General features: G+C 64.4%; 21 protein-coding genes. 14 read left to right on the top strand and 7 right to left on the bottom strand.

The window, feature by feature from the left end; all coding sequences use genetic code 11:
- Positions 1-2: 2 nt before the first annotated feature.
- Positions 3-1,001 carry a LysR family transcriptional regulator gene (locus QM672_RS09840; protein WP_149250248.1) on the bottom strand — a complete coding sequence of 333 codons (999 nt, stop codon included), beginning with the start codon at positions 999-1,001 and terminating at the stop codon, positions 3-5.
- Between the two features lie 82 nt (positions 1,002-1,083).
- A complete protein-coding gene (locus QM672_RS09835; RefSeq protein WP_367625769.1) occupies positions 1,084-1,512 on the bottom strand; it encodes a MarR family winged helix-turn-helix transcriptional regulator in 429 nt (142 codons plus the stop codon).
- 92 nt (positions 1,513-1,604) lie between these two features.
- Between QM672_RS09835 and QM672_RS09830 the strand changes: the two genes are divergently transcribed.
- From QM672_RS09830 to maiA, 4 genes are all read left to right on the top strand, one after another.
- On the top strand, positions 1,605-2,681 hold the full coding sequence (locus QM672_RS09830; protein ID WP_415082243.1) for a cupin domain-containing protein: 1,077 nt from the start codon (positions 1,605-1,607) through the stop codon (positions 2,679-2,681).
- Positions 2,681-3,241, top strand: coding sequence for a maleylpyruvate isomerase N-terminal domain-containing protein (locus QM672_RS09825; protein ID WP_415082241.1), 561 nt, complete (start codon positions 2,681-2,683; stop codon positions 3,239-3,241). Before QM672_RS09830 ends, QM672_RS09825 begins: the two co-directional genes overlap by 1 nt.
- Positions 3,242-3,436: 195 nt before the next feature.
- Positions 3,437-4,138 carry a fumarylacetoacetate hydrolase family protein gene (locus tag QM672_RS09820; protein ID WP_415082239.1) on the top strand — a complete coding sequence of 234 codons (702 nt, stop codon included), beginning with the start codon at positions 3,437-3,439 and terminating at the stop codon, positions 4,136-4,138.
- Positions 4,135-4,782 (top strand): maleylacetoacetate isomerase, encoded by a 648-nt coding sequence (maiA, locus tag QM672_RS09815; RefSeq protein WP_415082237.1) that lies wholly within the window; start codon positions 4,135-4,137, stop codon positions 4,780-4,782. Before QM672_RS09820 ends, maiA begins: the two co-directional genes overlap by 4 nt.
- A 237-nt stretch (positions 4,783-5,019) precedes the next feature.
- Here the strand turns inward: maiA and QM672_RS09810 are convergent, their stop codons facing one another.
- From QM672_RS09810 to QM672_RS09790, 5 genes are all read right to left on the bottom strand, one after another.
- Entirely contained in the window at positions 5,020-6,696 is a 1,677-nt protein-coding gene (locus tag QM672_RS09810) for a GMC family oxidoreductase (RefSeq protein WP_415082235.1), read from the bottom strand.
- A complete protein-coding gene (locus QM672_RS09805) occupies positions 6,696-8,048 on the bottom strand; it encodes an MFS transporter (RefSeq protein ID WP_415082233.1) in 1,353 nt (450 codons plus the stop codon). Before QM672_RS09805 ends, QM672_RS09810 begins: the two co-directional genes overlap by 1 nt.
- Positions 8,049-8,326: 278 nt before the next feature.
- Positions 8,327-8,764, bottom strand: a complete 438-nt coding sequence (locus QM672_RS09800) for a MarR family winged helix-turn-helix transcriptional regulator (RefSeq protein ID WP_311939733.1) — start codon at positions 8,762-8,764, stop codon at positions 8,327-8,329.
- Positions 8,765-9,137: 373 nt separating this feature from the next.
- Positions 9,138-9,932 (bottom strand): class II aldolase/adducin family protein, encoded by a 795-nt coding sequence (locus tag QM672_RS09795; RefSeq protein ID WP_415082230.1) that lies wholly within the window; start codon positions 9,930-9,932, stop codon positions 9,138-9,140.
- Between the two features lie 48 nt (positions 9,933-9,980).
- The gene (locus QM672_RS09790) at positions 9,981-11,192 is read right to left on the bottom strand and encodes a 3-hydroxybenzoate 6-monooxygenase (RefSeq protein ID WP_415082228.1); all 1,212 of its coding nucleotides are present in this window, start codon (positions 11,190-11,192) and stop codon (positions 9,981-9,983) included.
- Positions 11,193-11,371: 179 nt separating this feature from the next.
- Here QM672_RS09790 and QM672_RS09785 point away from each other — a divergent pair, with 179 nt between their 5' ends.
- The 10 genes from QM672_RS09785 (at position 11,372) to QM672_RS09740 (ending at position 25,403) form a co-directional block, all read left to right on the top strand.
- Complete coding sequence (locus QM672_RS09785; protein ID WP_415082226.1) at positions 11,372-12,943, top strand: aldehyde dehydrogenase family protein; 1,572 nt, start codon at positions 11,372-11,374, stop codon at positions 12,941-12,943.
- A 535-nt stretch (positions 12,944-13,478) separates the two neighbouring features.
- Entirely contained in the window at positions 13,479-15,581 is a 2,103-nt protein-coding gene (locus QM672_RS09780) for a hydantoinase/oxoprolinase family protein (protein WP_311939726.1), read from the top strand.
- A gap of 11 nt (positions 15,582-15,592) precedes the next feature.
- A complete protein-coding gene (locus tag QM672_RS09775; protein WP_311939724.1) occupies positions 15,593-17,581 on the top strand; it encodes a hydantoinase B/oxoprolinase family protein in 1,989 nt (662 codons plus the stop codon).
- A gap of 6 nt (positions 17,582-17,587) precedes the next feature.
- Positions 17,588-17,902, top strand: a complete 315-nt coding sequence (locus QM672_RS09770) for a hypothetical protein (RefSeq protein ID WP_311939722.1) — start codon at positions 17,588-17,590, stop codon at positions 17,900-17,902.
- A gap of 635 nt (positions 17,903-18,537) precedes the next feature.
- A complete protein-coding gene (locus QM672_RS09765) occupies positions 18,538-19,332 on the top strand; it encodes an ABC transporter permease subunit (protein ID WP_376717712.1) in 795 nt (264 codons plus the stop codon).
- Positions 19,332-20,078 (top strand): ABC transporter ATP-binding protein, encoded by a 747-nt coding sequence (locus QM672_RS09760; protein ID WP_415082223.1) that lies wholly within the window; start codon positions 19,332-19,334, stop codon positions 20,076-20,078. The genes QM672_RS09765 and QM672_RS09760 overlap by 1 nt, the downstream gene beginning before the upstream one ends.
- A 34-nt stretch (positions 20,079-20,112) precedes the next feature.
- Entirely contained in the window at positions 20,113-21,117 is a 1,005-nt protein-coding gene (locus QM672_RS09755) for an NrtA/SsuA/CpmA family ABC transporter substrate-binding protein (protein WP_311939716.1), read from the top strand.
- Positions 21,118-21,129: 12 nt separating this feature from the next.
- On the top strand, positions 21,130-22,482 hold the full coding sequence (locus QM672_RS09750) for an NtaA/DmoA family FMN-dependent monooxygenase (protein ID WP_415082221.1): 1,353 nt from the start codon (positions 21,130-21,132) through the stop codon (positions 22,480-22,482).
- A 60-nt stretch (positions 22,483-22,542) separates the two neighbouring features.
- Positions 22,543-23,745 carry an acyl-CoA dehydrogenase family protein gene (locus tag QM672_RS09745; protein ID WP_415082219.1) on the top strand — a complete coding sequence of 401 codons (1,203 nt, stop codon included), beginning with the start codon at positions 22,543-22,545 and terminating at the stop codon, positions 23,743-23,745.
- A 38-nt stretch (positions 23,746-23,783) separates the two neighbouring features.
- Positions 23,784-25,403, top strand: coding sequence for a rhodanese-related sulfurtransferase (locus QM672_RS09740; RefSeq protein ID WP_415082217.1), 1,620 nt, complete (start codon positions 23,784-23,786; stop codon positions 25,401-25,403).
- Positions 25,404-25,517: the final 114 nt, after the last annotated feature.

Here is a 25,517-nt window from a genome sequence, read left to right as displayed (position 1 = left end):
CGTCACCCTGCTGCCGCAGGAGGCTCGAAACTCGGCAGCCGGCCGTCGCCGGCAGCCTGCCGCACGAAGTCCATCAGCCGCGACTGGAACCGCGAGAAGGCCTTGCCCCGCTTGTAGATCAGGAAGACGGGAACGGGTAGGTCCAGGCCCGGTGTCTCGACCTGCCGCAGCAGGCCTCTGGCCAGTTCGTCGCGCACGCAGCTTTCCAGTACGAAGGCCGCGCCGGCATGATGGCGCACTGCCTGCTTCATCGCCTCCGGATGCCCGAATTCGAGGATGACCTCGCGATGCCGGATGCCATGGGCATAGAGGGCATCCTCTTCCAGTTCGCGCCGCACCTGCTGGCGGGGCGAGGAGATGAAGGGCAGGCTGGCGATGGTTTCGGCGTCGGCGCTATCGCCGACCAGGGTGCTGTCGGCCGCAACCACCAAGACCAGCTGCTCGGTCCACAGCTTCTCGACGCTGAGGCCGTCGACATCATGGCGGGGATCGAGAATGCAGAGCCCGAAATCGCAGGACCCGTCCCTGACGCTGGCGGTGACGAGTTGCGGGTTGGAGACCTGCACCGTAATGCCGCCCTCGCGCAGGGTCCGGCGAAAGGCGGCGAACAGCGGGGGCAGCACGTAGGAAGCGACCGTCATGGAGGCGGAGACCACGGCGCTGCCGGCTTCGCCGTCGCCCGACAGCGCCAGTTCGCGCTCCAGTTCACGCGTTCGGGTGACGATGTCTCGTGCCCAGGCCTCGACGCGGGCGCCTTCGCGCGTCAGGACCAGGCGCCGTCCGCTGCGCTCGAACAGCTTGGCGCCGACCTTGTCTTCCAGGAAGCGCAGATGCGCACTGACCACGGGCTGGGCGATGCGCAGCCGCTCGGCCACGCGCGTTACGCTCTGCAGGTCGCAGACCATGCAGAAGATCTCGAGTTTGTGGAGGCTGGCCTGGGAGGCGAACAAGCGCCGCGCGTCGTGCCCCTTGGCGGCTGGAGACGTATCGGCGCTCGGCATTGGGACCTTTCCCGCTGGAGCAACACGCTCTTGCGATCGGCTCTGGATGGCTAGGCACCATAGCCTCAATCACGAAAGACGCTCAATCGGCTGGCCGGCAGACCTTGGTGACGAGAGCCATGAAACTGGTTTTCTCTTCCGCTGACAGCGAGCCGAGAATGTCGTCCTGAATCGCGACCACCAGGGGGCGCACATCGGCCAGCAGGGCCTTGCCACCCGTGGTCAAAGTGAGCGTTCGCGCGCGCCGGTCGGTCTTCTTGACGACCCGGCGGATCAGATCGCGCGTCTCCAGCCGCAAAACCACGTCCCCGATGGTCACCTTGTCCATGTCGACCAGCATGGCCAGCGTGGCCTGGTCGATTTCCGGGTTCTCTTCGAGCATCGACAGCACCGCGAATTGCAGCTGGGTCAGGTCGAAGCCGGCTTCCTGCGTCTTCTGCGTGAACGTCGCGACGGAGAGCTGGTGCAGCCGCCGGATCAGGTGGCCGGGAAGGTGATGGATGAACGCCATGTCCGCTTCCTATCAGTGGCCCGCAATCGCGACAACCATTGACAATCTCAATTAGTAAGTATACGTACTAATTTATTCAGGGAGAAACGACGATGGCCAATGCGATGCAGCCGGACGATACGCCGGCACTGCGCAAGCTCTATGCCGATTTCAAGGATCAGCACCTCAATCCGCTCTGGACCCAGCTCGGCGACCTGATGCCGCACCATCCCCGTCCCAAGGCGGTGCCGCATGTCTGGAGATGGGCGGATCTGTTCCCGCTGGCCCAGGCATCGGGCGATCTCGTGCCGGTGGGCCGGGGCGGCGAGCGCCGCGCCATCGGCCTCGCCAATCCCGGCCTCGGTGGCGAGGCCTATGTTTCGCCGACCCTTTGGTGCGCCATCCAGTATCTCGGCCCCAAGGAGACGGCGCCCGAACACCGCCACTCGCAGAACGCCTTCCGCTTCGTGGTCGAGGGCGAGGGGGTCTGGACGGTGGTCAACGGCGATCCCGTGCGCATGAGCCGCGGCGACTTCCTGCTGACGCCGGGCTGGAACTTCCACGGCCATCACAACGAAACCGACCAGCCGATGGCCTGGATCGACGGCCTCGACATTCCCTTCTCCTACCAGAACGATGTCGGCTTCTTCGAATTCGGTTCGGAACGCGTGACCGATTACGCTACGCCGCGGTTCTCGCGCAGCGAGCGGTTGTGGTGCCATCCGGGCCTGCGCCCGCTGTCGGGGCTGCAGAACACGGTGTCCTCGCCCATCGGCGCCTATCGCTGGGAGTATACCGACCGCGCACTCACCGAGCAGCTGCTGCTCGAAGAGGAAGGCCAGCCGGCGACGGTGGAGCAGGGCCATGCCGCAATCCGCTATGTCAACCCGACCACCGGCGGCGACGTGATGCCGACCATCCGCGCCGAGTTCCACCGCCTGCGCCAGGGCGCCGAAACGGCGGTGCGGCGGGAAGTCGGTTCCTCGGTGTTCCAGGTATTCGAGGGCCGGGGCGCCGTGGTGATGGCGGGCGTGACGCACAAACTCGAAAAGGGAGACATTTTCGTGGTTCCCTCCTGGGTTGCCTGGTCGCTCCAGGCCGAGACCCCGTTCGACCTGTTCCGCTTTTCCGATGCCCCCATCATCGAGCGCCTGAATTTCGACCGCACGCTGGTCGAGGGCGGTGACTGATGAGCGATCTCGACGCCGCCCGCCGGGCTCTGCAGGAGCGGCAGGGGCTCGGTGCGCGCTACGATGCGCCGGAGGCGCCGGCGGAGGATCTGCGGCTCGCCCGGCTGGGCACGGCCTATTTCGCCCGCAAGCTCGGCGAACTCGGCGATGCCGCGCTCTACGCACCCTCCCGTACGCCCGGCTGGACCCGGGCGCATGTGATCTGCGACGTCGCCTATCAGGCGCGGGCGATCAGCCGGCAAGCGGAGGCGGCGACGGCAGGCGAGCCGATCCCGCCTTTCTATGACGGCGAGGCCGGGCGGATCGACGACATCGCGCTCGGCGCCACCTTGCCCGCCAGGGCGCTGCGCCATCTGTTCGACCATGCCGCCGTGCATCTCAACGTGGTCTGGCGCGACCTGCCGGGCAGCGGCTGGGACGTGCCTGCCGCCGACGCCGGTGGGGCTCTGCGACCCCTGCGCGCCACGGCGATGGAGCGCGCGCGCCGGCTCTGGCGCGGGGCGCTCGAACTCGACAATGGAACACGATTGCGCGACCTGCCGCCCGAATTCCGGGGCTAAGAGGGGCGCGCGAAACAAGTAACCGGTTCTCCGGGTGCACGGGCATCCTGCCCGTACTTTCTGGTGACCAGCAAACGCCGCGGTTTCAAGAACGGGCAAGATGCCCGTGCACCCGGAAGCGGCCCCTCGAAACGCCCGACCTATTTCGCACCGCTCCCCAAGCGTCGCTGGCATCACAGCAAAAGGAACAAACCGATGACGAGCACGAACCTGTTTGCGTCCCCCGCCTGGCCAACCGTGCCGGTGAAGGGCGAGGCAGCGGCCTATCCCATCCACCGCATCTTCTGCGTGGGCCGCAACTATGCCGCCCATGCCGCCGAGATGGGGGTGGAAGTGGACCGCGAAGCCCCGTTCTATTTCACCAAATCGGCGCTGACCGCCGAGCAGAGCGGCGCGACGGTCGCCTATCCGCCCGGTACCTCGAATTTCCACTATGAGATGGAACTGGTGATCGCCATCGGCGCACCGGTCTTCAAGGCGGATCGCGCCGCGGCCGCCAAGGCGATCTATGGCTATGCCTGCGGCCTCGACATGACGCGCCGCGATCTCCAGCTCGAAGCGCGCGCCAAGCAGCGCCCCTGGGACCTCGGCAAGGATGTCGAGCAATCCGCCGTGTTCGCCGCCGTGACCAAGGTGTCCGATTTCGCCGCCATCGGGCCGCAGCGCATCCATCTGGCGGTCAATGGCGAGACCAAGCAGGAGGCCCATCTCGCCGATTTGATCTGGAAGGTCGAGGAGATCGTCAGCCATCTCTCGCACTACTACCATCTCCAGCCGGGCGACCTGATCATGACCGGAACGCCGGCCGGCGTCGGGCCCGTGGTGGCCGGCGACGTCATCACCGGCGGCATCGATGGCCTCGATCCGATCGAGCTGACGATCGGGGCAGCGGAATGATCCATTTCCACGGTTATTTCCGCTCCTCGTCGGCCTATCGCTGCCGCATTGCCTTCAACCTGAAGGGCGTGGCCTACGAATTTTCGTCGGTCCATCTGCGCAAGGATGGCGGGCAGCAGAAGACCCCGGCTTACCGGGCCCTGAATCCGCAGGCGCTGGTGCCGACGGTGGAGGAGGGCAGCTTCCGCCTGACCCAGTCGCTCGCCATCATCGAATGGCTCGACGAGACGCGGCCGGGGCCGAAGCTGCTTCCGCAGGGAGCGAACCTGCGCGCTGAAGCGCGGGCCTTCGCGCAAATCATCGCCTGTGACGTGCATCCGCTGCAGAACCTTCGCGTCCTCGATTATCTGAAGGCCAATTTCGCGGCGGACCAGGCAGCGCTCGATGCCTGGTGCCAGCGCTGGATCATCGAGGGCCTTGCCGCCTGCGAGACGCTGCTCGCACGGCGCGCGCCTTCGACCTTCTGCTTCGGCGAGACGCCGACCCTTGCCGATATCTGCCTGGTGCCGCAGGTCTTCTCGGCCCAGCGCTTCGGCGCCGACCTGTCGGCCATGCCGCGCCTCCTGGCCGTTCATGCCGCCTGCGAGGCCCTTCCGGCCTTTGCCGATGCCCATCCCAAGAAACAGCCCGACTGGGAGGCTTGATCCACAGGCCGAGTTGGCAAGGGCTTCCGAAGTCTTCATGTAGTGGATCGATTAATCGAAAACGGCAATGCTGCGCAGCATTGCCGTTTCATTCCGTCACGAAACATCCAAGAATAAACGCTTCTTTCCGCCTTGCGCCGCCCCTCACCCTTACCCTCGCCCCGTAAGAACGGGGCGAGGGTAAGGGTGAGGGGCGGTGTCACCTGTCAAACAATGCTCTTATTGTTGCGGATATCCCTATGCGGCAAGGGTGCCCCGGTGCATGTCATCGGCACGTGCCAAGGCAGGCCTGCCAAGCATCAGGTCGGCCGCCTTTTCCGCGATCATCATCACCACGGCATTGATGTTACCGCCGACCAGGTCCGGCATGACAGAGGCATCGACGATCCTGAGCCCGTCCACGCCGGCCACCCGCAAGTGCCCATCGACGACGCGGCGTGAATCCTGCGCCCCGCCCATCCGGCAGGTTCCCGCCGGGTGATGCACGGTCACCGAGGTCGCGCGGATGAAGGCGTCGAGCGCCTCGTCGTCCTGGGCAGCGGCACCCGGTGCGTTTTCCTCGATGATATGAGGAGCCATGACCGGCTGGCCCATGGTCCTGCGCAGGATGCGCAGGCCTTCGCGCAGCGTGTCGCGGTCGCGCCCCGAGGTCAGGAAGTTCGGCGTGATGCGCGGCTTGGCGTCGGGATCGGCGGAGCTGAGGCTGATCGAGCCGGCACTCTCGGGGCGCAGCAGCGCGACCCGGCAGCCGAAACCGTCCGGCACCGGGCTGGTGAAAGGCGGCAGATAAGGCCGTGCGGGGAAGGGGGCCGCAAGGAACAGGAACTGGACATCCGGCGCCGCCAGGTCCGGCTGCGTCTTCAGGAAGGCGGTCACGCCGATCGGCACGTCCGAGGCAAAGCCGTCCTTGCGCAGCAGCGATTTCAGCATGGCCATGGCAAGACGATCATAGCGCATTTCCTGCTGGAACCAGCTCGGGCTCTTGCGCCGGTAGCTCGCCATCACCGAGAGATGGTCCCGCAGATTGGCGCCGACGCCGGGATTGGCAATCTTGACGCCAATGCCGTGCTCACCCAGATGGGCGGGATCGCCGATCCCCGAGAGCATCAGCAGCTTGGGCGAATTGATCACGCCGGCGGCCAGCACGACTTCGCGGCGCGCCTGGGCCAGCTGGGCGTGGCCGCCCTGCGTGAAGCGAATGCCGGTTGCGCGGCCATCCCTCATTTCGATGCTGTCGGCGCGCGCACCGACAATGACGCGCAGCTTCTTGCGGCCGAGCGCCGGGCGGAGATAGGCGGTCGCGGCGCTGTTGCGCCTGCCGGCATGGATGGTTTCCTGGATGTAGTCGAAGCCTTCCTGCTGCGCGCCATTATAGTCCGTCGTCACCGGATAGCCCGCCTGGCGGCCGGCCTCGATGAAATCGGCCAGGATGGCGTCGCGATAACGAGTGCGCTGCACGCGCAGCGGACCCTCGCCGCCGCGATAGGCATTGCCGCCGCCTTCCCAGTTTTCGGAACGGCGGAAATAGGGCAGCACGTCGGCATAGGACCAGCCGTCGAGGCCTGATCGTGCCCAGCGATCGTAGTCGCTGTGATGGCCGCGCACATAGGCCATCACATTGATCGAGGACGAGCCGCCGATCACCCGGCCGCGGGCGCATTCGATGCCGCGGCCGTCAATGCCGGGATCGGGCTCCATGAAATAGCCCCAGTCATGCAGGCGCTGCGGAAAGATCTTGCCGATACCGACGGGGATATGGATGAGGGGATCGCGATCCCATTGGCCGGCCTCGAGCAGCAGCACGCTGGCGCCACCTTCCGTCAGCCGGTTTGCCAGTACGCAGCCGGCCGAGCCGCCGCCCACGACGACGAAATCGTAGGTGCCGGCATCCGGGATGGGAGTCCCGCCGGCCATCAGGACACTGCCTTCAGTTCGGAGGCGGCCGTGGCGGGCCTGTGCGACAGCCATAGCTTGAAGAAGAGCACGAAGATGCCGCCGACGATGGCCGCGCCGCCGGCACTGATCATGATCACGCTGGGCAGGGCGCCGATGGCGAGCATCTGGCCGACGAAATAGGGCGCGCAGACCTGGCCGAACCGTCCGACCGCCATGCTCAGGCCGACGCCGGTGGCGCGGATGGCGGTGGGATAGACTTCCGCGGCCATGGCGATGGCGCCGGCCGTACCGATGCCGAGGAAGAGGCCGACGAGCCCGATGCACAAGGCTGCTGCGGGCACGGACGCCACGCTGTAGCCCAGGCCGACCGTGGCGGCCGCCCCGAGGATGAAGGCCGGCACCATGGTCGGGATGATGCCGAACCGCTCGATGCAGCGGCCGGCGACGGCCTGCCCGAAGAAGGCGCCGAGACCGTTGAAGGCGACGACAAAGGCGCCATCGGCCGGCGAGATGCCGTTCATGCCCATCAGGGACGGCGTCCACAGCACGGTGAGGGTCAGCACGCCCATGCCGGTGAAGAAGGGCCCCCAGAGCAGAAGCGTGCCGAGCGCGCGTCCGCCGCGGAAAACCGAGGCGAAGGAGGCGCGTTCGGTCTTGTCGCCATCGGCCACCAGCACGGTGCCGTCGGTGAGAGTGGCAAGGCCCATGCGCCGGAGAATGCGGCGTGCCCTGGCCGTATCGTTGCGGCGCGCGATCAGGAATTTCAGCGATTCCGGCAGCCAGATCGCCAGGATGGCGGCAATGGCCAGCGGCAGCACGCCGCCGATGTAGAAGATCATCTGCCAGCCGAAATGCTCGATCAGCCGCGAATTGACGAAGGCGCCGGCCATCGCCCCGAGCGGGAAGGAGGACCACATCAAGGTCACGCAGCTCGCCCTGTGGCGCTCCGGCGTATATTCGGCCGTCAGCGCAATGAAGCAGGGCGTGGCGCCGCCCAGGCCGACGCCGGCGAGGAAACGGCAGAGCATCAAGCTATGGAAAGACTGGGCGAAGGCGGTGAACAGGGTGAAGACGCCGATGAGCAGCGCCGCGATGATGAGGAGGCGCTTGCGCCCGACCCTGTCGGCAATGGCCCCGAAGCCGATGGCACCGAGGGCCGCGCCCAACAGGCCGGCCGAGAAGACGGGGCCGAGCTGGGGGATGGTCAGGCCCAGCGACTTGGCGATGAACGGTGCCGCCACGCCGATCGACTGGGTGTCCATGCCGTCGAAGAAGTTGATCAGGCCGCACAGGCCGATCACCGCGATCTGCAGCCTGCTGATCGGCCGTTCGTCGATCAGCCGCGAAACATTGAGCGAAGGGCTCGCCATGTCTTGTTTCCTCCCGGAACGGCCGGCTGTCATCCGTGAAGAGATCCGGCCGGGATCCTTATTGGCTTCTTGTCGAAGTCGAGCGGGCGTGGCCCCGCGATTTGCCTTGGCCGCCTCTTCGGAGGGTAGCCAGGAGGGCGCGCCCGTTCGATTTTTCAATTTAGTACGTATACATATAATATGTATACTGTCAATAAAATCGACCGCCGATACGAAGGTCGATTGGGCGTTCGCCGGATGGTCGGATGCCGCGCTTCCTCACCGTCCGAACGCGCAGATCAGGGGAGCGTGCTCTCGTTGTGGAGGCTGACCAACTCCGTGAGCAAGCGCATCATCGTCGCGCGGCTCTCCGGCGGCAGCGGCGCGAGCAGGCGCTCCTGCACGCGATGGACAGCCGGCTCGACATCGCCCAGGAGCTTTTCGCCGGCCGGCGCGAGATAAAGCAGCTTGGCGCGTTTGTCGGTCGGGCTGGCTCGCCGCTTTATCCATTTTTTTGCCTCGAGGCGCTCGAGCACGTCGCCGATGGTCGAGCGGTCGAAGGCGATCAGGCTCGACAGCCGCGTGGCATCGAGGCCGGGATTGGCGCGGATAGTGAACAGCGCCGCGAACTGCACCGACGTCAGATTGAAGCCATCGCACTCCTCGGCGAAGATGCTGCTCGATATCTGCTGTGCGCGCCGGATGAGATGTCCCGGCATGCCATAGAGCTCTGTCATTGCATGCTACCCAATTTTCGCGGGACGATAGTTAGAGGCTGTTATGGACCATGGATAGGGTTTTGATGAGGTCAAGACTGGCCGGATGGGAGGAGCGAGCGCTGCCAAGACTTGTGTCTTGGCAAGCGAAGCGACGCTGCAGATGGCCAGTCTTCACCTCACCCCGAAAGGGCGTGGCGCTTTTGCTCGATGAGCGCGTCGCGTGTCGTAGCAAGCCGCAAGGCTTGCGTCCTCACGCTCCCACGCACTTGCGAAGCAAGTGCGGACATCCTCGGGCAAAATCGCTCACGTCAAAACCCTATCCATGGTCCATAACAGCCTCTAGATCATCGCCCGCAGCAAATCAAAGCAGCTTGGCCGCCGGATTCGAACCTCAGCCCCGGCCGCGACGTGCCTTCGCCTGCTCGACCCAGAGATCCCAGGGACGATGGACCTGCGCCTCAATGTTCTGCGCAGCCGTCCGGCTCTCGCCCTCGCTGAGATAGGTGATCTCGCCGAGCCGGCTGGCTTCGAGCTGGTAGCGGGCATTGAGTTCGGCATAGACAGCCCGGTAGACCGCCTGTGGCAGCGACTGGGCGACGACGGTCGAGCCATGGCCGCGCATCAGCACGATGTCGCTGGCGTCGAACTCTTCGGCGAGGGCACGGCCGAGCGCGTTGTTACTGATGAGGAGATCGGTGCTGTCGCCGCCGGCCTCGCGGATCTCGAACACCGGAGCGGCCTGGCCGATGAAGCCGGCCATATGGAACAGGGCCCGCAGCCTGGTGGATTTCGACACGCTCAGGGGCACGATCGCATGCGAATGGCTGTGGACCACGGCGATCACGTCGGGGCGGCGGCGATAGATCTCGCCATGGATGAAGCGCTCGAGATAGACCCGCCGTCCCTCGGCGTTGACGGCATCGCCGTCGAGCGTGAACTCGACGATGTCCTCGGCCGCCACCCGCCCCGGCGCCATGTTGCGCGCCAGCAGGAAGCGGTCCGGCCGGCCGTCATGGCGTACGCTGACATGGCCGAAGGCATCCACGACGCCCTGGTCGAACAGGATGTGGTTGGCGTTGACCAGGTCCTCGATCAGCGCTGGCGATGGTGCCGCACCGGCACTGGCTTGATCGGCGACGACGACACCGGCGGCATCTTCGGAAGCGTGGGATTTATCGACACACATGAGAAGGTCCTCGAAATATTCTTGAAGGGCTGGATCGGTGCGCGGCGGTCAGGCCGCCGAAATGGATTGGGGAGCCGAGGCTAGGCCGAGGCCGTTGCTGCCATACAGCCACTGCAGCGTGTCGTACCATTGCTCCTGCGATTTGGCCGACATGATCTCGTTGCGCAAGCGAGCGTGGACGCCCGCCGGATGGTAGATGTGATCACCGACCGCGCGCGACATCAACTGGATGCGCGCCGTGCGGGTGATACGGCGATGCTGGTAGGAGGCGAGGGCGGTCTCGTGGTCGCCGGGATGGGCAGCGATCTCGTCGGACAGGCAGACCGCATCCTCCAGCGCCATGCAGGCACCCTGCGCCATATATTGCAGGGTGGGGTGGGCGGCATCGCCGAGCAGCGCGACCCGTCCCTTCGTCCAGCTATCGGTCGGATCACGGTCGCACAGCACCCATAATTTCCAATCCTTGCCGTGGCGGATGATGTCCTGGGCGCGGGGATGGACATGCTGGAAGCCGGTCAGCACTTCCTCCTGGCTGACCGGCTTGCCGGCAACCGGTTCCGGCGCGTTGTTGTGGTAGGTGACCACCAGGTTGAAGCTCTTCCAGTCCGACAGCGGATAGTGGACGATATGGCATTTGGGGCCCGCCCACAGGGTCGCCGCGTTCCAGCGCAGATCTTCCGGCATCTGCTCGGTGGGGATCACGCTGCGATAGGTGGTATGCCCCGTCACCCGCGGCGCGCCATCGCCGACCAGCTGGGTGCGGATGTTGGACCATAAGCCGTCGGCGCCGATCAGCAGGCTGCCGCTGACGCGCTCGCCGCCCTGGAGCAACGCGGTGACGCTGGTGCCCTCCTCCTCATAGCCGGTCACGGCGCAGCCGGTGCGCAAGTCGATGAGCGGATCGGCGCGGCAGGCCTCGACCAGGACACGGTGCATGTCGCCGCGGTGGATGACGGCATAGGGATTGCCGAAGCGCTTCTGGAACGGTTCGGTCAGGTCGATGGAGGCGATCTCCTCGGCCGTCAGCGCATCCATCATGCGCAACCGGTCGACATAGACGGCCAGCTTGCGCATGGCATCGCCGACGCCGAGATAGTCGAAGGAATGGAAGGCGTTCGGGCCGAGCTGGATGCCGGCGCCGATCTCGCCCAGTGCCGGGGCACGCTCGAGCACGATGCTGGCATATCCCTTGCGGGCAAGGCCGAGCGCGGTGGCCAGGCCGCCAATTCCCGCGCCGGCAATGACGATCTTGTGTTGCATTTCGAGTGTCTCCTCCGTCCCTGCCATTGGGATCGGTGCCGCCCGCACGGCGTCGCAGGCCCTGCGGCGGGCCGGGGCAGGCACCCCCGGCTTCGCGATCCTGGCAGTGTTCGATCAGGCATTTGATAATTGACAGTTAACTGATAATCAGTGTACTGTCAATTATCAAATGAGCCACCATGATCCGTTCCGATGCGCGTCGGTTCTACGCCCTGCGGAAAGTGAGGCCGGTGGCTGGAAAATCGAACGGGCCTGTCGACCGGCACGTTGAACGGGAGGAGCACCATCCGATGAACTACGTCACCCAGGCGGACCGCATGCTGATCGGCGGCGAACTCGTGCATGCCAGCAACGGCGCGTTCGACCTGTCGATCGATCCCGCGACCGAAGAGGTCATCGGCCGGGTGCCGCGTGCGACGGTCGAGGATGTCGACCGGGCCATCCGGGCCGCCGATGCGGCCTGGCCGGAATGGTTCGCGCTCACGCCGCTGGCGCGCAGCCGCGCCATGCGCGATTTCGGCAAGGCATTGCGCGCCCGCTCGGAGGAGATCCTCAAGGTCGAGGTCGCCGATACCGGAAACACCATCACGCCCATGCGTGGCGATGTCGGCTTCGCGGTCGACAGCCTCGACTACTATGCCGGCCTCGCGCATGAACTGAAGGGCCAGACGATCCCCTCCACGCATGAAAACCTGCACATCACCTTGCGCGAGCCCTATGGCGTGGTGGTGCGCATCGCCCCCTTCAATCATCCCCTGATGTTCGCGGTGGCGAGGACCGCGGCGGCACTGGCCGCCGGCAATGCCATCGTGGTCAAGGCGCCGGAAACCAGCCCGCTCTCGGCCATGATCCTGTCGCAGATCGCGCGGGATGCACTGCCGCCCGGCATCTTCAACGTGGTCACCGGCGACGGCCGGACCGTCGGCAACGCCCTGGTCCAGCATCCCCTGGTCAAGCGCATCGCCTTCATCGGTTCGCCGCAGACGGGGCGGGCGATCCAGCGCGCGGCGGCGGAGGTCGGCGTGAAGCATGTCAGCCTGGAACTCGGCGGCAAGAATCCCTTCATTGCCTTTCCGGATGTCGATCCGGAGCGGATTGCCGAGGCGGCGGTCCGCGGCATGAACTTCGCCTGGCAGGGCCAGTCCTGCGGTTCGACCAGCCGCCTCCTCGTGCATGCCGACATCTACGACGCCGTGCTGGAGCGCGTCGTCGAGAAGGTCAGGGCGATCCGGCTCGGTGACCCGCAATCGCCCGAGACCGGCATGGGGCCCGTCAATTCGCGGGTCCAGCTGGAAAAGGTGCTGTCCTTCTTCGAGAGCGCCAAGACGGATGGCGCGCGCCTGATGACCGGCGGCAAGCGCCCCGATGGTCCGATGTTCGAGAGGGGTTATTGGGTCGAGCCGACCGTCTATGCCGATGTCGAGCCGGGCATGCGGCTGTGGCAGGAAGAGGTGTTCGGGCCGATCCTGTCCGTCGGCAAATGGCGCAGCTTCGAGGAGGCGGTGGAGAAGGCCAACAGTACCGAATACGGCCTGACGGCGGCGGTGTGGACCAACGACATCAACGACGCCCTGCGGATGGTGCGCAAGATCCGCGCCGGCCACACCTGGATCAACGGTTCTTCGGCGCATTTCATTGGCGTTCCCTTCGGCGGCATGAAGAGTTCGGGGATCGAGCGGGAGGAAGGCATCGAGGAGATGCTGGGCTATACCGAGACCAAGACCATCAACATCATGCTGCCGAAGGGGTGATGGAAAAGACTGCTGCCCGGCTGAGCCGGTGTCGGCGGGGCGGCCAGGGCTTCGAATCCAAGTTAATGAGGACCGTCAACACCCTCCCCTGGATGTCCGCAACTCCCTTGAGTTGCGTAGGGAGGGTCGGCCTGCAAGGCCGGGGTGGGGTGGAAACATGCAGGTCATGATGACGAAACGGGTAAGTCTTGCCAGGAAATCACCCCACCCCGCCGCTTCGCGTCGACCCCAGGCACTTCCAAGAGGAAATGCCGACCCCTCCAGGGGAGGGTAAATCGCGCCCAGCATTAACTCGAATTCGAGCTTTGCGGGGGGCGTCACATTCATATTGACAGCATACTGAATTTATGTATGCTGTTTAATGGGTGGAAGAGCATCCGTAGGCCTTCGAGGCATGCGGGGAGTGAAGGCGAAACCTTCAGGGCAAGCCCGGCCGCATTCCAGTTTTTGTGTGCTGACAATCATGCGGGGGACGCGCGTTCCGCTTCCGCGTGCCGATGCTGCCCAATCAAAAAACAATACAGAGGGAGGATCCATGACCTATGTAATCGGCGTCGATACCGGCGGTACCTTTACCGACGGCTTCCTGGCCAGCACCGAAGGCGTGCTGGTCTCCGCCAAGGCCCATTCGACGCCGCCCGATTTTTCGCGCGGCTTCATCAACGTGCTTGGCGAGTTGGCGAACAATGTCGGGAGCAGCGTGGAAGAGCTGCTGTCGCAGACGGACTACATCGTCCACGGCACCACCTCCACGCTCAACGCCGTCGTCACCGGCGACGTGGCGCGTGTCGGCTTCCTGACCACAAGGGGCCACGCCGATTCCATCCGCATCATGAATCTGGAAGGGCGCTATGCCGGGCTCGATCCGAGCGCCGTCCAGAACATCTCGCGGACCAACAAGCCGGCGCCGCTGGTGCCGCATCGCGACGTGATCGAGATCGACGAGCGCATCGACCACAAGGGCGCTGTCATCGTTCCCCTCGACGAGAAGGGCGTGCGCGCCGCGGTGAGGAGGCTGCGCGACGACGGCGTGCGGGCAATCGCCGTCTCGCTACTCTGGGCCTTCCGCAATCCGGTGCATGAGCGGCGCATCCGCGAGCTCATCCAGGAGGAAGCGCCGGAGCTCTATGTTGCGCTGTCGCATGAGACCAGCCCCCGCATCCGCGAATATACCCGCAGCGCCACCACCATCATCAACACGCAGGTCGGCCCGGTTCTGAAGGGCTATCTCACCCCGCTCGAGGAAGAACTGCGCGCCAAGAAATTCGAAGGTTCCCTCCTGATCATGCAGGGCTCCGGCGGCTGCGTGCAGGCAGCCGACGCGCCCAAGCATGCCGTCAGCACGCTGGGCTCCGTACTCACCGGCGGCGTGATCGGCTGCCTGCGTCTGGCCGAACGCCTCGGGCACAAGAACATCATCTCCACCGATATGGGCGGAACCACCTTCCTGGTCGGCCTGGTGCGCGACGGCAAGCCGAGCACCACCACGACCACCGTGCTGCACCAGCACCAGATCAACACCGCGATGGTCGATGTCCGCACCATCGGTGCCGGCGGCGGCGCGATCGCCTGGATCGACGGCGGCGGCAATCTGCGTGTCGGCCCCCGCAGCGCCGGCGCCCGGCCCGGCCCGGTCTGCTATGGCGAGGGTGGTCAGGAGCCGACCGTCACCGATGCCGACCTCGTGCTCGGCATCATCAATGGCGACAATTTCCTGGGCGGCCGCAAGAAACTATCGAAGGAACTGGCGGCCGAAGCGATCCGCACCCGGATCGCCGAACCGCTCGGCCTGACGGTGGAGCAGGGTGCGGCCGCGATCTACGCCATCCAGAATGCCCAGACCGCCGATCTCGTGCGCAGCGTCGTGGTCAATGGCGGCCATGATCCGCGCGATTTCGTGCTCTATTCCTTCGGTGGGGCAGGCCCGGTGCATGCGGTCAACTATTCGGCCGATCTCGGTGTCTCGGAAGTGGTGGTGCCGCTCGGCTCGACGGCTGCGGTGTTCTCGGCCTATGGGCTCGCTTCCTCCGATATCGTGCTGACGGCGGAAATGTCGGATCCCGGCAATTTCCCCATCGATCCGGCCACGCTCAACGGCAATTTCGAAAAGCTCGAAGCCGAGCTCGCCGAGCGTCTGGTCCAGCAGAGGCTGCGCTTTGCCAAGGTGGTCTATGAGCGCGAAGCCGAACTGCGCTACACTATGCAGATGGCCGAAGTGACCACCCCGGTGCCGGGTGGTCCGCTCGGGGAGGCGGAGATCGCCGGCATCGGCGCCAGCTTCGAAGAGCTCTACGAGCGCATCTACGGCAAGGGCGCCGGTTTCAGCGATGCCGGCCTGCAGATCATCACCTATCGGGTGCGCGCCATCGGCATCCTGCCGATCCGCGCCGATCTCGCCGCGCATGACAGCGCGAACGCCGACCCGACGCCGTCTGCGATCCGCAAGGTGTTCCTCGACACGCGCAAGGGCTGGCAGGACACCAAGATCTACGACTATCGCAGCCTGGGCGCCGGGTCGAAACTATCGGGACCGGCGGTGGTGGAGACGCCGACCACCACCGTCGCGCTGCCGGAGGGCTTCGCTGGTGTGGTGGACGCTTATGGCAATCTCGCCATTCGCGTCGCGGAACAGGGCTGAGGGAGAAAACCATGCCGCTCATTCAAATCGCAGGGTCGGAGCGCTTCGCCTATCAGCCGAAGGCACCCGACGAGACCAGAAAGCTGGCATCCGGGGCCAGGCTGCACCAGGTGACGGACAAGGACATCGAGGCCGTCGATCCCCTGACCTATGAGGTCATCCGCCACCGCCTCGCCGCCATTGCCGAGGAAATGGGCGATGGCCTCAAGCGCATGTCGGGCTCCGTGGTGGTGACGGACTGCAACGATTTCGGCGCGACCATTCTCGACGAATGCGGCGATTCCGTCGTCGTCGGCCTCTACAACACCCAGTTGGCCGCTTCTGTCGACATGGCCGTCAAATGGACGCTGGAGAACCGCTCCCGGCAACCCGGCTTCCAGGCCGGCGACATGTTCCTATGCAACGATCCCTGGGTCGGCGGCGGGCTGCACCAGAACGATGTCACCGTCTTCGCGCCGCTCGTCCATGATGGCGAGGTTTTTGCCTGGACGGCCGTCGTCTGCCATCAGGTCGATCTCGGCGGCGTCTCGCCTGGAAGCTGGTCGGTGGAAGGGCGCGACGTCTTCTGGGAATCGACGCCGATCCCGCCGGTGAAGATCGTCGAGGCCGGCAGCATCCGCGCCGACATCGAGGACATGTATCTGCGCCGTTCCCGGGTGCCGCGCCTGATCGCCCTCGATCTGCGGGCCAAGATCGGCGCCAACAACATCGCTCAGGAGCGCCTCGCCGCCCTGATCGCCAAATATGGCGCGCTTACCGTCAAGGCGGTAATGAAGCGCATGATGAACGATGCCGAGGCGCGCTTGCGCGCCAAGCTGCGGGCGCTGCCGGACGGCACCTGGAGTGGCGTCGCCCATCAGGATTCCTTCCGCCACAGCGACCGCAATCTCTACAAGATCCTGCTCACCATGACGAAGCAAGGCGACAGGCTGACCTTCGACTTCACCGGCACGGACAAGGAAACCGAAGGCTTCGCCAACTGTACCTTTGCCGGCCTGCGCGGCGGCATCATGCCGATCGTGCTGACCATGCTGTGCGGCGACATTCCCTGGTCGCCGGGTGGCCTCTATCGCTGCCTCCAAATCGTCAGCGAGCCCGGCACCATCAACAATTGCAACTTTCCGGCCGGCATCGGCAAGGCTTCGGTGGCTTCGGCGTGGGCCACGCAGAACGTGGTCTCCGAATGCGTCGCCGGCATGCTCGACGTGCATCCCGAGCACCGCAAATCGCTGATGTGCGTATGCTGCGGCACCTGGGACCTTGCCGTCCTGGCCGGGCTCGACCAGCGCGGCAATCCCTTCGTGACCATGATCTGCGATTCCATGGCCGGCGGCCTCGGCGCGCGTGTCGATCAGGACGGGGTCGACACCGGTGGCCTCAACTGCATCCCGATGGGGCGCGTCGCCGACGTCGAGATCAACGAGTTCAGCTTCCCCATGCTCTATCTATGGCGGCGGGAGGAGACGGATTCCGGCGGGCCGGGACGTTTCCGCGGCGGCATGGGCGGATCAAGCTGCTTCATACCGCACGATTCCCCGATCGGCGGCGTGCATCTGGTGGTCTCGGCCACCGGCAAGGCGCTGCCGCAGGCAACCGGCAGCAGCGGGGGCTATCCCGCCGGCACCCAGTATGACGTGCTCAAGCGCAATGCGCGCGTTGCCGAGCTCTTCGCGGCCGGCCGCATTCCGGCGACCCTGGAGGAGGCCGGCGGCAGCGCCGATGTTCTGGAGGCCCACCTGGAGACGCATCTGGGCGCGCAGGACGTCTACTATACCCATTGGCAGGGCGGCGGGGGCTATGGCGATCCGCTGCTGCGCGATCCGGTCCTGGTCGCCCGCGACGTCGAGGCCCGCAAGGTATCCGCCCAGGCGGCCAACGACATCTATGGCGTGCTGCTGAACACTGATGGCAGCGCGGATGACCTGGCAACGCGCCGGCGCCGCACGCAGCTGCGCTGCGAACGCGTCGGCGAGCCCGTCCCCAACCAGGCAGCGGAGTGAGGAGCCATGAAGATCGACGACAACGCCCGCCTGCACACCGACGGCAGCATCGTCTGCAGCCATTGCGACCACCCCCTGGGAACGAGCGCCGGCGATCCTTTCGCCAACGCTATCCGCCGCGAGCGACCTTCCCAGGCTGCGGGCCCCGGCGTGCGCGCCGAGCCTTCGCATTTCACCGACCGGCCCATCGGCCTGCGCCAGGTCTTCTGCCCCGGCTGTTATGTCCTGCTGGCCACCGAGATCGCGCCGACGGACGAACCCTCATACCGACGTTGGGAACTGCAGGACCAATGCTTGGGAGATGCAAGACAGGACATATGAAACGAAGCACGATGCCCTGATATAGCCGAACAGCCGTTCAGGGTTGTTGCAGGCATTCAGCGAAACAGCGCAGGCCGCGTGTTGCCCTGGCATCACCCGGCCTGACAATTGCTGCGACTTTGGTTGCTGTTGCCGCGCCATCGGCTTCGTCTGGTTGAAACCGGCATTCGAAAGGCATGCGAACAGCATCGATATATCGGCTGGTGATGACCCGCCAGGATCGATAATCAACGCAAGATCGTATATTGCCCCTGTCCAACAAATACTTCTATCGAGTGCTGGTATCGGTGGTTGCGGGGCCCCACAACCAAATCTGTCATAAATCACTCGCCATCGAAGTCCTGCCGCTTGGTGGCGTTTTGCCTTTTAGTTTGGAACCTGGCTGAACAGATAGGCCGTTGGTCGATATCAGCGGCCGACCTTTGCTGAGGCGACGCGATTGGGGGCTTCGCCAGGAAGGTCACCCGCTTCGCGACAAATGATGCGGATGTCAGGGACTGCCCAAAGCGGGGCGGCGCGATCAGGCGAGAAAAGATTGCCATCCTAAAATCTACTCAATATATAGATTATAGAGTCTTTTGGGTTGATCGAGAGAAATGATGGCGCAAGTCGGTTCGTTTTCGCAGCCGTTTTCGATGCGGGCCAACGCCGTATTGAGCAGAAGGACCCTCTACACCGCCTTGTCATGGCTGGCGCCGCTCCTGGTGCTGTGTGCCTGGGAAAGTGCCTCCCGGCTCGGCCTGATCGCTCAGCAGGTCATGCCCGCCCCTAGCCGCGTTGCCGAGACAGCCTGGGAGCTCGCGAGGACGGGGGAATTGTTTCTTCATCTCGGAGCCTCCTTGCTGCGTGCTGCCGCGGGCTTTGTGATTGGGGGAAGCGTCGGGTTTGCGCTCGGCGTCGCGGTGGGATTTTCGCCGCTGGCGCATGCTCTGCTCGACCGCTCGATCCAGATGGTCCGCGCCGTGCCCTTCCTGGCAATTCTGCCTCTCGTCATCGTCTGGTTCGGTGTCGATGAAAGCGGCAAGATTTTCCTGGTTTCCCTGGCCGTTCTGTTTCCCATCTACATCAACACGGTGCTGGGCATCCGACAGATCGATCCCAAGCTCATGGAACTGGCTAAGGTCACGGGAATGGAGTGGCCGGCGATCGTTCGACGCATCGTGCTTCCCGGTGCCATGCCCTCCATCCTGACCGGCGTGCGCTATGCGCTGGCCCATGCCTGGCTGGCCCTGGTCGTGGCCGAGACGTTGGCAACCACCAAGGGCATTGGCTTCCTGGCAATGGATGCGCGCGAATTTCTCCAAACCGACGTCATTCTCCTGACCATCATCATCTACGCCATCATCGGCGTGGCGGCCGATGCCCTTGCGCGCTTGCTCGAGACCAAGCTGCTCGGGTGGCACCCGAATTTTGCAAAGGGAGCAAGGTGATGAACCAGCTGGTGGACCTCGCCAGGCCGATCACCCAGGAGAAGTGGGCAAGTCGTGCCCCATTCGAGCAAGCCCCGCTTGCCGTTTCCGTCTCCGGCCTGGAACGGCGATATGGCTCGCGTGTCGTCATCGAAGCACTGGATCTCGACATCCACGAAGGAGAATTCGTTGCGTTGCTGGGAGAGAGTGGATGCGGCAAGACGACATTGTTGCGCGTACTCGCCGGACTGGATGCACCGGACGATGGGCAGATCGACGCCCCGGGCCGGCCAGCTGTGGTCTTTCAGGAACATAGGCTGCTGCCGTGGGCACCGGTCTGGGCCAACGTCGCCCTGGGTCATGAGAACAGCGTAGGCCGCGCGGGAGCGACGCGGGCGCTGGCGGAAGTGGGCTTGGCTGGCCGCGAAGATGATTGGCCGCGCAATCTATCTGGTGGCCAGGCGCAACGAGTTGCGCTTGCCCGGGCTCTGGTCCGTGAGCCGAAGCTGCTCCTGCTCGATGAGCCTTTTGCGGCGCTCGACGCACTGACACGCATCAAAATGCATGCGCTCGTCCGCGAACTCGTGGCCCGGCATCGCCCCGGCGTGCTGATCGTAACCCATGACGTGGACGAAGCCATCGTGCTTGCCGACCGCATTCTCGTCATGCGCGCCGGGCAGATCGCTGCTTCCTACCGACCGGCCGACCACGGGCAAGGCGAGTTGAGGCGGCAATTGCTCGAGGAATTGGGCGTGACGGCGCACTGACCGTTCTTTCAACCTCTAGACCTGGGATAAGACTGTGACGAACTCCAATCCGAGCCGCCGCTCTCTCCTGCAGGCAGGTGGCCTGTTGCTGGCCGGTGCCGCCGTATCGCGGCTGAGCCCGGCATTCGCGGACGAGCCGAAAAAACCGACGCGCAACACCGACATCGTGCGTCTGGGCTGGGGGCGGGGCGGCATTCCCCTGATCGCAAAACAGCGCGGCGTCCTTGAGAAGGACCTCGCCGAGAAGGGCATCAAGGTCGAATGGGTCGGCCCTTTTCCCAACCACGCGCCCTCGCTGCAGGCGGTGGTCGGCGGCAGCGCGGACTTCGGCTTCTGGGGCTCGACGACACCGGCACTGGCCGCCATGCTGGCGGGCTCGCCGCTCGTCTTCAATGGTTTTAACGTCTACGCGCCGCGCTCGACCGCGTTGATCGTGAAAAAGAGCAGTGGAATCAACTCGGTTTCTGATCTCGTCGGCAAAAAGGTCGCCGTCAACAAGGCCGGTCTCGGTGAATTTCTGGTCGTCGCTGCCCTGGAAAAGAACGGCATCGACCCGAGCAAGGTCGAATTCGTCTATCTCAATCCGCCCGATGCAGCTCCCGCCTTTGCGCAAGGAAAGGTCGATGGCTGGTCCATGTGGTCACCCGGCGTCGATATTTCCCGTTTCGAGAACGATGCCAAAGACATCTTCAACGAGGGCAAGGATCTCGATTTCCTGATCGACTACAGTTCGCTGGTATCGACGCGCAAGTTTTCGCAGGAGAACTCCGAACTCGTGCGGGCGGTGCTGGACGCCTACTACAAGGAAGGCGAGTGGCAGACACATAATACGGTCGAATCCGAGCGGATCGCCCAGGCGGAAGGCAAATATGCCGACCAGGTGCGCGATTATCTCGCCAGCCTGAAGCGCGTCAACACCTTCTACGAACCAAAGGATGCCGAGTTCACGGCGCGATTCCAACGGGCTGCCGATTGGCTGGCGGATCGCAAGATCATCAAATCGCATCTCAAGGTCGCCGATTACAGCGTTCAGGTATAGGGGGCCTCGTCCATGTCACGACACCATGTTCGCCTCGGCGTGAACGTGCTCGCCTCGGGCCGCCACGACGCGGCCTGGAAGACGTTCGACGACAAGCGCCATCTGTCGACCGACATCGATCATTTCGTGGCGATCGCCAAATCAGCCGAACGCGGCCTGATCGACGCCATTTTCCTGGCCGACAACCCGGGAGGACTGGTGAGTGAATCCCATACACGCCCCTGGCGCGCGCTCGATCCGGCCATCCTGGTCGCCAATCTGGCAGCACATACCGAGCATGTCGGCCTCGTCTGTACCACGACGTCCCTGTTCGGCCATCCCTACACGATCGCCCGGCAGATCGCCTCCATTGACCATGTGAGCCGCGGCCGCGCGGCCTGGAACATCATCACGTCGCAAAATCCGCCTGCCCTCAACGCCTATGGCGTTGAAAAGGGCTGGGATCAGGCGGAACGATACAAGCGGGCCGAAGAGTTCGTGCAAATCGTCACGGCCTTTTGGGATAGCCTGCCCGAGGAAGCGCTCGTCGCCGATCCGAAGTCGACGGTCTATCTCGATCCCTCGCGGCTGCGCTCCCTCGATTTCAAGGGAGAGCATTTTTCCGCGCGTGGCGCATCCTCCGTGCCGGAGACGCCGCAGGGCCGGCCCGTGATCTTCCAGGCCGGCCAATCCTCCGACAGCCGAGCCTTCGGTGCGCGCTACGCGGATGCGCTCTTCACCGGGCAGCGCATCGTCGAAGGCGCACGCGCCTTCTATTCCGAGGTCAAGACATTGGCAAAACGCTTTGGCCGCAATCCGGAACATCTGCTCGTCATGCCCGGCCTGTTTCCGATCCTGGCTTCGACGGAGGAAGAGGCCGGGCGTCACAAGCGCGACCTCGATGATCTCCTCGATTCTGTCGCCTTACGTGCGGAACTGGCACGCCACCTCGCGGTCGATGAAGCGCTTCTCGAAGATCTCGACGCACCGATACCGTTCGAACAAAGCGAGGCAAATGTGTCGCTCGTGCCGATCGCCTCGCGTTGGCACCGCGCGGAAATGCTCAAGGAGGCCCGGCTGCACGGCTGGAACATTCGCGAGCTTCTCTTCTCGAACATCACTGGCGGGCACCGCGTCTTTGTGGGTACGCCCGAGGGCTTCGTCCAGGACATGTTACACTGGGTCGATACCAAAGGCGCCGACGGCTTCAATTTGAACATCGACGTGCAACCTGATGGCCTCGACCTGATTGCCGATGAGGTCATTCCGATCCTGCAGAAGCTCGGGCGCTTCCGCACGGCCTATGAGGGGCTCACCCTGCGCGACAATCTTGGCCTGCCGCGCTTCGATGCCGGGGTACAGGGCAGGCTGGCGGCCGCGGTCTGAGCGTTGAAGGAATGCATCCAGATGTCTGACCTCAGCGCATCGGCAGGGGGGAGCCCCCGGTTGGTCTCGCCCATCGCAGCATCGTTCGGCCTGTCTGCAGCGCTCGAGCATATCGCTCGCACGGCTGTCGAGCGCGAAATCAGCAGTCGTCTTCCTCGGGAGGAGATCGCCGAGATGAAAGCACTCGGTTTCGGGTCCCTGCGCCTGTCGAAGCAAGCCGGCGGCGCGGGTGCTTCGCTGTCGCAGCTGTTTTCCGTTGCACGCGACCTGGCTGCTGCCGATTCCAACATTGCCCATGCGTTTCGCAACCATCTTTGGCAGGTCGAGGCAGCCCTGCGTCGACCCCAGCACCCGTTTCACGCGCATGTCCTGGCTTTGACCGCCGCCGGAAAGACAATCGGCTTGAGCTTTGCCGACAGTGACGCAACCGCCGCCGGCGCAACGCCGACGAGGGTTTTGTCACGGATAGAATGGGACGAGGCCAGGCAGGCCTATCGCGGGTCCGGGCGGAAGGTCTATGCGACCGGCAATCTTTATAACGACGCCTTTGTCGGGCTTGCCATCGAAAACCGCGAAAATGCAACGGTCCAATATGTGCTTGATCGCGGTGATGGCGTCGAAAATGAGGACGACTGGGCTGGATTCGGTCAAAGACTGACGGGGTCCGGCACGGCCGAGTTCAACGGCGTCACCATCCCATCCCATCAGGTCTATCCGCTGGATCCGCCGGCACGCGAGGGGGCAGCGCCATGGCGCTTCACCTTCCATCAGGTCTATCTCACCAACTGTATCGCCGGCGTGGTGCGCAGGATCGCACTGGATGCGGTCGACGTGCTGCGGGCGCGCGGACGCAACTTCTATCATGGCGAAGCCGAACGCCCTGCCGACGAACCGGTGCTGCAGGCCCAGCTCGGGCGGATCCGCGCCTATGCCGCTGCGGTGGAAGCAACGATCGAGCGTGCGATCGCCGCGCTACAGACGGCTTGGGATGCCTATGGAACCGAAGCGGAGTATGAACGTGTCCTTGCAGCGTCGCTTTCGGCTGCCGAGGCCAAGGTGGTGATCGACGATCTCGCGCCACAGATCGCAAACTGGCTCATCGATCTCGGCTCCGGCTCGGTCGTGTCCCAAAACAGCGGATTGGATCGGCATTGGCGCAATATCAAGGTCATCGCCTCGCACAATCCCAGGCTCTACAAGGAACGGCTCCTCGGCCAGAACCTGCTGAGTGGACGCCTGCCACCAACCGGGGCGTTCTTTTGAACGTGCCATCAGTCTCCTCGCGCTCCAACATGTTTGCCATGAACCAGCAGATTGCTTCGCCCGACGTCACCACCCCGATCTTTCCTGCATTTTCGCCGGCGCAGGTGCGTGCCGAACTGCTGGCAAGGCGGGAAATCCTGCTTGCCGACCTGAGGGAGGAGGATGCCTTTGCCAAGGGGCACCCTCTTTGGGCAGCGAACTTCCCCGTCGGCAGGCTGGAACTCGACGTTCCCAGGCGCATACCGAGGCGTGATATCCTGATTGTGCTCTATGGCAGAGACGATTATCGCGATCTGGCACCCCTGGCGGCGCAAAAGCTCGCTTCCTGGGGGTATGGAAACGCTCACCTGCTCGACGGGGGGCTGGCCGCCTGGACGCAAGCGGGCTACGAACTGTTCATCGACGTCAACGTGCCTTCCAAATCCTTCGGCGAGTTCGTCGAAGCACGTCGTCATACCCCCTTGTTGCCTGCCGAGGAGGTGCGACGCCTGATCGGCTCCGAAACGCCGCCTGTCATCCTCGATGCGCGCCGGTTCGATGAGTTCAACACCATGAGTATTCCCACCGGCATATCGGTCCCGGGTGCCGAGTTGGTGCTCCGGGTGCGCGACTTGGCTCCCGATCCGAAAATCACGGTCATCGTCAACTGCGCCGGCCGGACACGCTCGATTATCGGCACGCAGTCCTTGATCAATGCGGGCATTCCCAACCCGGTCGCTGGATTGCGGAACGGCACGATTGGCTGGACCCTGGCCGGGTTTGCGCTCGACCATGGCGCAACTCAGCGATCGTCCCAGACAACGCGTCAGGCCCGGCAAGCCGCCCAAATCGATGCTCGCCAGGTGGCCGAGCGTGCCGGTGTCCGGCGTATTTCGCTGGCCGCGGCCGACGCGATAGTCCAGCCCGGGCGTTCGATCTATCGCATCGATGTTCGCGATCCCGAGGAATATCGCAGCGGCCACTTGCCCGGATTTGTCAATGTTCCGGGAGGACAGCTCGTCCAGGAGACCGACCACGCGGTGCCGGTCCGAGGCGCGCTTATCCTGCTGGCCGACGACGACGGCACCCGCGCCGATATGACTGCATCCTGGCTGTCGCAGATGGGGTGGGAAGTCCTTGTCGTCGATCCGGTGGAAGACAAGGAGCGCCGTCAGCTTGAAGATATCCGCTTCGATGCCGTTCCGGTTCCCCAAGTACCGCTTGTTTCCCCGCAAGACCTGCGAGACTGGCTCGAGGATGGAGACACCGCTGTCATCGACGTGACCAGTTCGGCAAATTACGTCAAAGGCCACGTTCCAGGGGCCTGGTGGGCCTTGCGCTCGCAGATCGCTCCGGCGCTTCAGGCCGTCGGGCCTGCCGAGCGCATTGTCGTCACAGGCGGTTCGGGCGCTCTCGCCGCCTTTGCGGCCAAGGAAGTCGCGACCTTGACGGCCTCAAAGGTGTTTGTCCTGGAAGGCGGCACGGGCGCCTGGATCGCAGATGGACTCCCCGTAACCAAAGGCGAAGAACGTCTCGCATCCATCCGCATTGACCGCTACCGCCGCCCCTATGAAGGAACCGACGCATCGCGCCAGGCGATGGAGGATTATCTCGAATGGGAATACGGCCTTGTCGCGCAGCTCGACCGCGACGGAACGCACTTCTTTGAGGTGATCTGAGTATCGCCGCGAATGGAAATTGGGCCATACCTGTAACCCGTGTTCCCGTCAGCAAGAATCGAACGGGCCGGGCATAGTGAAGTCAGCCCCTGCAAAGGGGCTGCGCACCGGCCA

The organism is Labrys sp. (in: a-proteobacteria), from assembly GCF_047605565.1.
Taxonomy (GTDB): Bacteria; Pseudomonadota; Alphaproteobacteria; order Rhizobiales; family Labraceae; genus Labrys; species Labrys neptuniae.
The sequence above is the reverse complement of the archived record's forward strand: the minus strand, read 5'-3'. Positions and strand labels throughout refer to the sequence as shown.

Bases quoted from the DNA above. Each gene is read 5' to 3' on its own strand.
- QM672_RS09740 (WP_415082217.1), top strand. From the start codon at position 23,784: ATGAACCAGCAGATTGCTTCGCCCGACGTCACCACCCCGATCTTTCCT.
- QM672_RS09765 (WP_376717712.1), top strand. From the start codon at position 18,538: ATGCGGGCCAACGCCGTATTGAGCAGAAGGACCCTCTACACCGCCTTG.
- QM672_RS09825 (WP_415082241.1), top strand. From the start codon at position 2,681: ATGAGCGATCTCGACGCCGCCCGCCGGGCTCTGCAGGAGCGGCAGGGG.
- QM672_RS09795 (WP_415082230.1), bottom strand. From the start codon at position 9,932: ATGTGTGTCGATAAATCCCACGCTTCCGAAGATGCCGCCGGTGTCGTC.
- QM672_RS09800 (WP_311939733.1), bottom strand. From the start codon at position 8,764: ATGACAGAGCTCTATGGCATGCCGGGACATCTCATCCGGCGCGCACAG.
- QM672_RS09770 (WP_311939722.1), top strand. From the start codon at position 17,588: ATGAAGATCGACGACAACGCCCGCCTGCACACCGACGGCAGCATCGTC.
- QM672_RS09785 (WP_415082226.1), top strand. From the start codon at position 11,372: ATGATCCGTTCCGATGCGCGTCGGTTCTACGCCCTGCGGAAAGTGAGG.
- maiA (WP_415082237.1), top strand. From the start codon at position 4,135: ATGATCCATTTCCACGGTTATTTCCGCTCCTCGTCGGCCTATCGCTGC.
- QM672_RS09790 (WP_415082228.1), bottom strand. From the start codon at position 11,192: ATGCAACACAAGATCGTCATTGCCGGCGCGGGAATTGGCGGCCTGGCC.
- QM672_RS09835 (WP_367625769.1), bottom strand. From the start codon at position 1,512: ATGGCGTTCATCCATCACCTTCCCGGCCACCTGATCCGGCGGCTGCAC.
- QM672_RS09820 (WP_415082239.1), top strand. From the start codon at position 3,437: ATGACGAGCACGAACCTGTTTGCGTCCCCCGCCTGGCCAACCGTGCCG.
- QM672_RS09750 (WP_415082221.1), top strand. From the start codon at position 21,130: ATGTCACGACACCATGTTCGCCTCGGCGTGAACGTGCTCGCCTCGGGC.
- QM672_RS09805 (WP_415082233.1), bottom strand. From the start codon at position 8,048: ATGGCGAGCCCTTCGCTCAATGTTTCGCGGCTGATCGACGAACGGCCG.
- QM672_RS09840 (WP_149250248.1), bottom strand. From the start codon at position 1,001: ATGCCGAGCGCCGATACGTCTCCAGCCGCCAAGGGGCACGACGCGCGG.
- QM672_RS09780 (WP_311939726.1), top strand. From the start codon at position 13,479: ATGACCTATGTAATCGGCGTCGATACCGGCGGTACCTTTACCGACGGC.
- QM672_RS09775 (WP_311939724.1), top strand. From the start codon at position 15,593: ATGCCGCTCATTCAAATCGCAGGGTCGGAGCGCTTCGCCTATCAGCCG.
- QM672_RS09830 (WP_415082243.1), top strand. From the start codon at position 1,605: ATGGCCAATGCGATGCAGCCGGACGATACGCCGGCACTGCGCAAGCTC.
- QM672_RS09760 (WP_415082223.1), top strand. From the start codon at position 19,332: ATGAACCAGCTGGTGGACCTCGCCAGGCCGATCACCCAGGAGAAGTGG.
- QM672_RS09810 (WP_415082235.1), bottom strand. From the start codon at position 6,696: ATGGCCGGCGGGACTCCCATCCCGGATGCCGGCACCTACGATTTCGTC.